General features: G+C 64.5%; 12 protein-coding genes and 1 pseudogene. 4 read left to right on the top strand and 9 right to left on the bottom strand.

Annotated features, from left to right (window positions below; genetic code table 11):
• Positions 1–31: 31 nt before the first annotated feature.
• From ACLP9N_RS15165 to ACLP9N_RS15155, 3 genes are read right to left on the bottom strand one after another with little or no spacing between them, the layout of a single operon-like run.
• On the bottom strand, positions 32–745 hold the full coding sequence (locus ACLP9N_RS15165; RefSeq protein WP_442408192.1) for a hypothetical protein: 714 nt from the start codon (positions 743–745) through the stop codon (positions 32–34).
• Positions 746–754: 9 nt separating this feature from the next.
• Positions 755–2,200 (bottom strand): class I adenylate-forming enzyme family protein, encoded by a 1,446-nt coding sequence (locus ACLP9N_RS15160; protein WP_442408191.1) that lies wholly within the window; start codon positions 2,198–2,200, stop codon positions 755–757.
• A gap of 7 nt (positions 2,201–2,207) precedes the next feature.
• Complete coding sequence (locus ACLP9N_RS15155) at positions 2,208–2,897, bottom strand: hypothetical protein (RefSeq protein ID WP_442408193.1); 690 nt, start codon at positions 2,895–2,897, stop codon at positions 2,208–2,210.
• Between the two features lie 181 nt (positions 2,898–3,078).
• On the opposite strand from ACLP9N_RS15155, the gene ACLP9N_RS15150 reads away from it, so the two are divergent.
• Positions 3,079–3,564 carry a carboxymuconolactone decarboxylase family protein gene (locus tag ACLP9N_RS15150; RefSeq protein ID WP_442408190.1) on the top strand — a complete coding sequence of 162 codons (486 nt, stop codon included), beginning with the start codon at positions 3,079–3,081 and terminating at the stop codon, positions 3,562–3,564.
• Between the two features lie 136 nt (positions 3,565–3,700).
• Positions 3,701–4,903: a tyrosine-type recombinase/integrase gene (locus tag ACLP9N_RS15145; protein WP_442408189.1), complete on the top strand. Its 1,203-nt coding sequence runs from the start codon at positions 3,701–3,703 to the stop codon at positions 4,901–4,903.
• A gap of 27 nt (positions 4,904–4,930) precedes the next feature.
• Here the strand turns inward: ACLP9N_RS15145 and ACLP9N_RS15140 are convergent.
• The 6 genes and pseudogenes from ACLP9N_RS15140 to ACLP9N_RS15115 all read right to left on the bottom strand — a co-directional run.
• Positions 4,931–5,074: pseudogene (locus ACLP9N_RS15140) on the bottom strand (DUF7457 domain-containing protein); the annotation flags it as partial.
• Positions 5,075–5,323: 249 nt separating this feature from the next.
• Positions 5,324–5,539 carry a hypothetical protein gene (locus ACLP9N_RS15135; RefSeq protein WP_442408188.1) on the bottom strand — a complete coding sequence of 72 codons (216 nt, stop codon included), beginning with the start codon at positions 5,537–5,539 and terminating at the stop codon, positions 5,324–5,326.
• A gap of 337 nt (positions 5,540–5,876) precedes the next feature.
• Positions 5,877–6,068: a hypothetical protein gene (locus ACLP9N_RS15130; RefSeq protein WP_442408187.1), complete on the bottom strand. Its 192-nt coding sequence runs from the start codon at positions 6,066–6,068 to the stop codon at positions 5,877–5,879.
• A gap of 14 nt (positions 6,069–6,082) precedes the next feature.
• Positions 6,083–6,277 (bottom strand): hypothetical protein, encoded by a 195-nt coding sequence (locus ACLP9N_RS15125; protein WP_442408186.1) that lies wholly within the window; start codon positions 6,275–6,277, stop codon positions 6,083–6,085.
• Between the two features lie 41 nt (positions 6,278–6,318).
• Positions 6,319–6,558, bottom strand: coding sequence for a hypothetical protein (locus ACLP9N_RS15120; RefSeq protein WP_442408185.1), 240 nt, complete (start codon positions 6,556–6,558; stop codon positions 6,319–6,321).
• Positions 6,555–6,830 carry a hypothetical protein gene (locus ACLP9N_RS15115; RefSeq protein WP_442408184.1) on the bottom strand — a complete coding sequence of 92 codons (276 nt, stop codon included), beginning with the start codon at positions 6,828–6,830 and terminating at the stop codon, positions 6,555–6,557. Before ACLP9N_RS15115 ends, ACLP9N_RS15120 begins: the two co-directional genes overlap by 4 nt.
• Before the next feature lie 101 nt (positions 6,831–6,931).
• Between ACLP9N_RS15115 and ACLP9N_RS15110 the strand changes: the two genes are divergently transcribed.
• Positions 6,932–7,108 (top strand): plasmid mobilization protein, encoded by a 177-nt coding sequence (locus ACLP9N_RS15110; RefSeq protein ID WP_442408183.1) that lies wholly within the window; start codon positions 6,932–6,934, stop codon positions 7,106–7,108.
• A 399-nt stretch (positions 7,109–7,507) separates the two neighbouring features.
• Complete coding sequence (locus tag ACLP9N_RS15105; RefSeq protein WP_442408182.1) at positions 7,508–7,669, top strand: hypothetical protein; 162 nt, start codon at positions 7,508–7,510, stop codon at positions 7,667–7,669.
• Positions 7,670–7,885 lie beyond the last annotated feature (216 nt).

Here is a 7,885-nt window from a genome sequence, read left to right as displayed (position 1 = left end):
ACCCTGCCCCCTTGACAAAATGCTCCCCATATCAGTACAGGGGTGACCAGTCCGACGTCCGCAACAGACGGCTCTCCCACTGAACGCGATACTTGAGGGCCTCGACCATGTAACTGCCGGGCACCCGGTGCTCCGGCGCGGTCTCGGTGGTCAGCAGGCGAACGAGCGCCGCAGAGTTGTTGGCGTCGTCAATCTTCTGCCACAGTATCGCTTCTCGTCGTCGGTAGCTGCCGTGCGCGACCTGGAAGCACGCCTGGATATCGAGGATCCGCATCCCGCGTGGGGCTTTGGAGAGCAGCCGGTAGTAGATCTCGTCCCACATCCGGATGTAGTCATCGAGCGGAGCGTAAGGCCAGCCGGTGTCCTCCATGAACAGGCTCAGCGGATGGGTCGCGCCATCGGTGGGCACGGTTGCCAGGTCGATCGTCTGAAGCGGCGACCAGTCGACCGGCAGCAGCATCTTGCCGGTCACGTCGTGACGCAGGTGGTCCAGCTCGCGCATCCATGGCTTGAGATCCCCGGTCTGTGTGCGGCGGGCGAGCCGCTCCCACGCGGCGCCGTCGGTGATTCCGGTGATGGTGACGACGTTGTAGGACACCCCGGAGCCGTGAGCGTGGTTGGTGTACCAGAGCAGCCGAGCGTCGTCATCGGCGGCCAGCGTAGGCATCCAGCCTTCCCGGTAGGCGGCCTCGAACTCGACCTCGCGCGCGCCAACCACCTTGTGGGTCTCGTGGAGGAACAGCACTGTTACTCCCTACGTTTCGGAGATCAACGCGGCGATCTGGTGGCGGCTGATCTTGCCGGTCGCGCTATAGGGGATCTGGTCTACGATCGCCAACCGCTCCGGCAGTTTGAAGTAGGCGATCAGATCGCGACAGTGCGACCGCAGCTCCTCGAGCGTCACCGGCGCGCGAGCCACCACCGCGGCCCCCACGCGCTGGCCCAGTTCCACGTCGACGACGCCGGCGACCGCGACGTCGGTGACCGCCGGATGGGAACGCAGCGCTTCCTCGACCTCGATCGGCCCGAACTTCTCTCCCCCGCGGTTGATGGTGTCGCTGAGCCGGCCGCTCGGGAAGATGTAGCCATCGGCATCCTGGCGGCCCAGGTCGCCGGTGTGCAGCCAGCCGCCCGTGACGTTCTGGTCGGTGTTCACCCACAACTCGCCGACCGCCCCGGGCTCAACGTCGTCGCCGGTGGCGGGGTCCACCACACGCACCTCGACCCCGGGTAGCGGCCGGCCGACGGATCCCGCGCGGGCAGGATCGCGGTGGTCGGCGGGCAGCAGCGTCGTATAGGCGCCGAGCGTCTCGGTCTGGCCGAAGACGTTGGCAAAAGCCACCTTTGGGAGCGCGGCCATCGCCCTGCGCACCAACGCGATCGGCGCGGCGGCGGCGCCGTAGGCGATGGCGACCAACGACGTCAGATCGGTTGCGGCGAAGTCGGGATGATCCAGGATCCGTTGCAGCATGGTCGGCACCAAGAACGTGGCGGTCACCCGATGCTCGGACACCAGGCGTAACCATTCGCCGGCATCGAAGCGCTTCTGCACCACCGAGGTGTTGCCCGCATGCAAGCTGCCGAGCATGCCCAGGGAGCCGCCGACATGGAAAAACGGGACGCACATCATCCCTACCGACGGTGCCACATCCGCACGGAATGATCCCGACATTCCCCGGATCCGCCTATTCAGTTGGCCGCCGGTGATGCTGACCGCCTTGGGGAGTCCAGTCGTGCCGCTGGTGAACAGAATCAAAGCGTCTGCGGCGTCGGGGATTTCGGCGGCGTCGGGCACTGACGCCGGCTGAGGGTCGCCCGCTAAATCGGACTCCGTCACAACCGTGGTCGCCCCCGCGTCGCGGAGCCGGTCGGCGTAGGCCTGTCCCGCGACGCCGACCCCGGCACAGCCGGCGTTCTTCAGCAGCCCCTGCAGCTCCGGCGGGGTCAGCGCCGGGTTCATCAGCGCCGCCGCCGCACCGATGCGCGTCGCCCCGAGCAACATCGCGATCGACAGCAGGCTTCCGCCGTCGACGACGGCGACCCGGTCGCCGGCCCCGACGCCGCGGGCGACCAGGCCGGCCGCGCACTGCCGGACCGTTGCCGCCAGCTCACCGTAACTCGTTGAGCGCCCGTCGATGATGAGCGCGGCCCGGGCGGGATCGCTTGCCGCAGCGGCCTCGAGGATCTCGCCCGTGTTCATGGGCGGCTTAATACAGGGGGGACCACTCGGACGTCCGCAGCAACCGGCTGGTCCACTGATCGCGCAGGTCCAGGGCGTCGTGCATCCAGGTCCCGGGGGCGCGGTATTCGGCGGGGATGTGGGTGCGGAGCAGATCGAGCAGCGCCTCCGGCCGACTGATGCGCTGCATCAGGATCACCTCACGGCGCACGTGGCTACCGAGCGCGGGCTGAAACGCCGCGTGCATCGACAGCATGGACGAGGGCTGCTCGAGGCTCTTGGCGTACACCTCACCGCATCTGACGATGTATTCCTCGAACTTGTCCTCGTAGGGCCACATGGTGTCTTCCATGTAGAGGCTCATCTCGTGCTCTCGCCCATCGACCGGCACCTCGTCGAGCGGCACCTCCAGCAGTGGCGACCACGGGAGCGGAACCAGCAACTTCGCATCAACCTCATGACGGAGCTCGTCCAGGCCGCGCATCCATCGCTGCAGATCGCCCTTCTGAACCCGCAAAGTCAGGCGCTCCCAGGCCGCTCCGTCGCGAACGGCCGTCACGGTGATCACGGTGTAGGCAGGACCGCTGCCATGCGCCTGGTTGGCGTACCACAGCAGGCGGGCGTCGTCGCCGGCGGCCAGCATGGGCATCCAGCCCTCGCGAAATGCGGCCTCGAAGTCGTCTTCTGCGCGGCCGCGCACCTTGTGCACCTCGTGCATGAACAGCACGCCCGTGACCTTTCAGACCGGGGCGCTGCACCTCTGAACGCCCGTTGCTCCACGGACCGTATACCGCGGGTCTACGTATGCACAATTAGGCGGCGCGGACGACCTAGACAGTCGTGCCGAGAATCTGGTTTCCTCAGATCGGTATTGGTCTTCACGGAGCAGGAGTCCGCTCATGGCCCGACTCGACGTGCCGGATGGCCCCGGCGGCGAAGCCGCCATGATCTGGACGCTGCGGCCGCAGCTCGGTGGCATGGTCGAGCGGATGATCCGCGGCGCATACCAGCAGAGCATCTTGCCCGCCGACGAACGTGAGCTGGCCAGGATGCGAATCGCGCAGATCAACGACTGCGTCGCGTGCTCGGGCTTTCGGGCTCCCTCGGTGCTGGATGCCGGTGTCGCACAAGAGCTCTACGACAACGTCGCGGCCTATGCCAGCTATCCCGGCTACACGCCGCGCCAGCGCCTTGCCATCGAGTACGCCGAGCGCTTCGCCACCGACCACGCGTCGATGGACGACGCGTTCTTCGAACGGCTACGGGGCGTGTTCTCCGATGAGGAAATTCTCGATCTCACTTTGTGCGTCGCGGTATTCCTTGGCTTGGGGCGGTCTTTGACGGTGCTCGGCGTCGACCAGTCGTGTCCAGTTAGCTGGCTGTAAGGTCAACGGGTACGATTAGTAGCGTACCCGCAGGTAAAGCCCCTAATCTTCCGGAATCTCACGGAACCTCACGGTAAGCTGCGGAACCAGAACGAGTTCACGACGAGTTCACGGAGTTCACGAAAGAGAGCCGCAGATGACGCGAGGAGAAGGCCGCCGCGACCAAGACCGGGGCGCGTTCGGCACCGCAAGCCAGTTGCCATCAGGACGGTGGCGGGCGATGTATTGGCACGACGGCATCCGCTATAAAGCACCGACCACGTTCACCACGAAGAAGGTCGCGCGGCAGTGGTTGTCCACCGTGCAGGCCGACATCATTCGCGGGAAGTGGTTGCCGCCTGTGGATCCGGTGCCCGCCGCCAAGCCGCAGACACTCACCGAATACGCGAACGTCTGGTTGCCGAACAGGTTGATCGACGGTGAGCCGCTGAAGCTCCGCACCCGCGAGATGTACAGGCGGATGCTGGACGCGTACATCCTGCCGGTGCTCGGCGACAAGCCGATTTCGTCCATCACCGGAGACGACATACGCGCGTGGCACGCCGTCACGCTGACCAAGCAGCCTGCCTACCGGGCGCGCTGCTACGGCCTGTTGCATACCCTCCTGGCGACCGCTGTCGACGAGCGCAAGCTGACGTTCAACCCCTGCTCGATACGGGGTGCGGGCAGCGCCCGCCGCCAGATCACCATCCAGCCCGCCACGATCGACGAACTCGCCAAGTTGGTGGATGCGATGCCCGCGCAGTACCAGGCGATGATTCTGCTCGCGGGGTGGTGCGCGCTGCGGTTCGGCGAGTTAACCGAATTGCGCCGCAAGGACATCGAACTCGACCTCGACCGGGAGATCGGCGTCGTGCGGATCAGACGCGGCGTCGTCTACATCCGCAAACAGGGGCGCATTGACCTTGGGGTCGACCGGTTTGTCGTCACCACCCCGAAGTCCAAGAGCGCCGGTAAACGTCCCGTGGCGATCCCACGACACCTGCTGCCCGTACTGCGGGACCATCTCGCCGACCACACCAAACCGGACCCGGAGGCGTTGCTGTTCCCCGCATTCAAGGGCGGCCACTTACATCAGGCCACCATGCAAGGGATGTTCCGTAAGGCCCGCGAAGCCGCTGGCAGACCCGATCTGAGGTTTCATGATCTGCGGCACACCGGCGCGGTGCTGGCCGCGCAGACCGGGGCCACGCTGGCCGAACTGATGGCCCGACTTGGGCATTCGACTGTCAGCGCCGCTATGAGGTATCAGCATGCCGCGCAAGGCGCTGACCAACGGATCGCGGAGGAGCTGTCGAAAATGGCCGACGCCTCGAATAGGGTTGGTGTTTCCGCGTGATGCCGGTACGTTCATATGCTCCGCTTTGCCCGTCCGCCGGTCGACCTTTACGGCGTGCGGCTGGCGCTGGTCGTCAACGGCCCAGACCGTTGACGGGGCCGGATGCTCGGACCAGAACGACAATCCCAGCGCCGCGCACGCGGCAATGTTCTCGCGGGTCCGCACCGGCATCACCCGCCGCTTGGTGAAATCCTCACGCGGCAGGAACGATTTGCCGTCGCGGGTTCGGCGCATCCCGAAGTAGCGCAGGCTGCCATCAAGGTCAGCACCACCGGGCTCATGGAAGCCCCCCGCGTGATGGCAGACCTGATGGTTCTGCTCGTCCTGGCAGACCGGCGGTGTGTAGTGGACAGTGGTTCCGGCGAATTTCGCGCCGTAGTTGTGTTCGTGCATGGCTGTTTTCCCCAATCTCGTTTGTGCTCAGATGAACCGGGCGCGGACCCGCGCACCGGTTACGTTCGCGGTCCCGCGCATGCGGTCCCGCTTGCTCGCTGTGATCCCGTGCCGCGCATACATATCGGCGAGTTGGCGCTCCGCATGCGGCAGGTCGGTAGCGGTGCGTTCTGCCCGCATGCCGCCGTATTCGATCCGCACCGTAATCACGAGCAGCACCCGCAGCACGGTGCATCGATGCACCGACCGCGACTGTTCTGGTGCACGACCGCACCGGAGTTGAAGCGGGTCACAATCACCCGTGCGGGTACCGGCGCAGCGGCACCGATGCGGTGATCCGTTCGCACCCGCAGGTCTGTCCGGGTGTCCCACGGACCGGTTAGCGGTGACTCTGTGGTCAGCCCGTCAGCGTCTGCACAGTCGATCCACTGGCACGTGACCGTTTTCGCGGACGCGTCCCAATAGGCGGACGCGCCAGCCGGAACCTTGCGCCCGCACACTTTGCAGGTGCCGGCGAACCGCAGCGCCATCCACCGGCTACCCGCGCCCGTGCGGGTGCTGCGGCGGTAGTTGCGGGCCATCAGAGCACCCGCCCTAGTTCGCGGGCCACGTAAGCCATCGCCTCGTCAACGCTGTCCAAATCGTTGGCCTCAGCCATGATGTCGCCGCCGTCGCGCCCGGTGATCCGCACCGCGACACCACGGAACGTGACGGTGATGCTGATGTCGAACTCGACACCCGCATACACCGAATCGGCTGGAATCGTGAACATGGTTCTGTCTCCCATCACGCGTACGGCAGTAGGTCGGCGGACACGGCACCGTAGAACCGCGCCCGGTCAAACCGGGTGTTCTCTTTGGCGAACACGTCCGCCAGTGAGAACGTGATCCCGCGAACCACCAAGCGCTCCGAATCGCTTGCCGCGCTGGCATAGTCGCCCGCCAACACGCGGGCAATTTCGATGTAATGCTTTCTGCTCATGTGATTTCCAATCGTTACGCGCACCAGCGCAGCCAATGTGGTCAGGCGAAGAATCGGCGGACCCAAGCCGCGCTGAGGTCACCGAACCGGGCCGGTTCGTCAACCCACGTCTCCCACGTGTTGTCGACCATCAGGACCGGCCCGCCATAGACGGAACCGACGAAAGTGATCTCAAACGGGTCATCGCCGTAGGTCACGCGTGCGGTGTAGCTGACCTGACCAGCCACCCCGTCACGGCGGGTGATGCGGTGAACCTGCGGTGCGTACGCGCTTGTGCTCATGAGTTGGTGCTCCCATCGGTAGGGGTGTAGGGGTTCGCTGCCCACGTCGTTTCCAGCGCGAACCACTCCTCGAAGCCCGCACGGGCAGCGGTCTCATCGGCGTAGGTGCGGATGGTCAGCCACTCACCCACATCGGTGCGATGTAGGTGCGGGCGGTGATCACGGACGCGCACTTCAAACCAGCTCGCCCGTGTGCCCGTGACCTCAAATAACGTGACGTCGATGCGCCCCGCGTCGGTCGATATCGTGCGTTCAATCTTGGTGGTGTACATACTACTTATCGTAGTCGATAAAGTCTGCTTTGTCGACATTTTTGGTAGTCGATAAAGTGCACCGTGTCACCATTTTTTGGTAGTCGGTTTAAGATGGCCATGTGACAAGAACCGGTCGGCCACCGATAGACGCCGAGAAACGGCGCAGCGCGCCAGTCCCGGTACGCTTCACCGACACCGAACGCGAGCTAGTCGAAGCCGCCGCCGCAGCCGACGGAATGAGCCTCTCCGCATGGATTAGAGCCCGAGCTGTCGCAGCGGCCAAACGTAAGCGCTAGTCGGGACCGCAAGCGGCATGGCCCTGGTGAACAACCAGCAGGCATTCTGGTAGTCACTGCCAAACGTGTACTTTTAATTAACACACGTGCGCCTACGCAACCGTCGTCTATGGCAACCATTGCGCCAGCGCATGCACCATCCTGCTACTTAGTTAGCAACGCTAAAGTCCGGGCGCGCAGCGCCCGGCACGTGCGAAGCCGGTCGTCCCCCTACGGGGTTATCACCTGAAATTTTTAGTCCCCCGACCTGGCATGGAAAAAGCCTGGTCAGAGGCCTTATGTGGGCTCTTTGCGCTTGAGCGCAATCGCCAAGTGTTTTAGAATCTGATTCTGATATAGAGTTGTGGGCATGTGCGACGCCGACCGCGGTTATCAACCGCTCCTTTTATTACGACGGCCATGAGCGCGTTCGAGCGTGACGAGAAAATCGTCGAGCTGCACAACCGCGGCCTCTCGCAGAGCCAGATCGCCCGCCAACTGGGCAACATCACACAACAAGGCGTCGGCCTCGCATTAAAGCGCATCAAGGCGGGCCGCGTGGGTGCCGGCCCTCGCGGCTGACTCATTGGAGCCGAGCTGGTTGGCCATAACTTACCCGATGAGTGCTAACTGATGAGTGCTAACCGCTCGCCGCCTGCGGTCGACTGGTCCTAGTGCTCCGTCTGCGATTTGATCTGGTGAAGGGTCTCGCGGCCACGTTGGACTTTCGTGATGATGTCGTCGGCGCTGGCTTTCCAGATGAACGGTTTGGGATCGAGGTTCCAGTGCTGGGACCAT

It is taken from the genome of Mycobacterium sp., assembly GCF_052144515.1.
Taxonomy (GTDB): domain Bacteria; phylum Actinomycetota; class Actinomycetes; order Mycobacteriales; family Mycobacteriaceae; genus Mycobacterium.
The sequence above is the reverse complement of the archived record's forward strand: the minus strand, read 5'-3'. Positions and strand labels throughout refer to the sequence as shown.

Bases quoted from the DNA above. Each gene is read 5' to 3' on its own strand.
- ACLP9N_RS15155 (WP_442408193.1), bottom strand. From the start codon at position 2,897: ATGCACGAGGTGCACAAGGTGCGCGGCCGCGCAGAAGACGACTTCGAG.
- ACLP9N_RS15145 (WP_442408189.1), top strand. From the start codon at position 3,701: ATGACGCGAGGAGAAGGCCGCCGCGACCAAGACCGGGGCGCGTTCGGC.
- ACLP9N_RS15160 (WP_442408191.1), bottom strand. From the start codon at position 2,200: ATGAACACGGGCGAGATCCTCGAGGCCGCTGCGGCAAGCGATCCCGCC.
- ACLP9N_RS15150 (WP_442408190.1), top strand. From the start codon at position 3,079: ATGGCCCGACTCGACGTGCCGGATGGCCCCGGCGGCGAAGCCGCCATG.
- ACLP9N_RS15105 (WP_442408182.1), top strand. From the start codon at position 7,508: ATGAGCGCGTTCGAGCGTGACGAGAAAATCGTCGAGCTGCACAACCGC.
- ACLP9N_RS15125 (WP_442408186.1), bottom strand. From the start codon at position 6,277: ATGAGCAGAAAGCATTACATCGAAATTGCCCGCGTGTTGGCGGGCGAC.
- ACLP9N_RS15115 (WP_442408184.1), bottom strand. From the start codon at position 6,830: ATGTACACCACCAAGATTGAACGCACGATATCGACCGACGCGGGGCGC.
- ACLP9N_RS15130 (WP_442408187.1), bottom strand. From the start codon at position 6,068: ATGTTCACGATTCCAGCCGATTCGGTGTATGCGGGTGTCGAGTTCGAC.
- ACLP9N_RS15120 (WP_442408185.1), bottom strand. From the start codon at position 6,558: ATGAGCACAAGCGCGTACGCACCGCAGGTTCACCGCATCACCCGCCGT.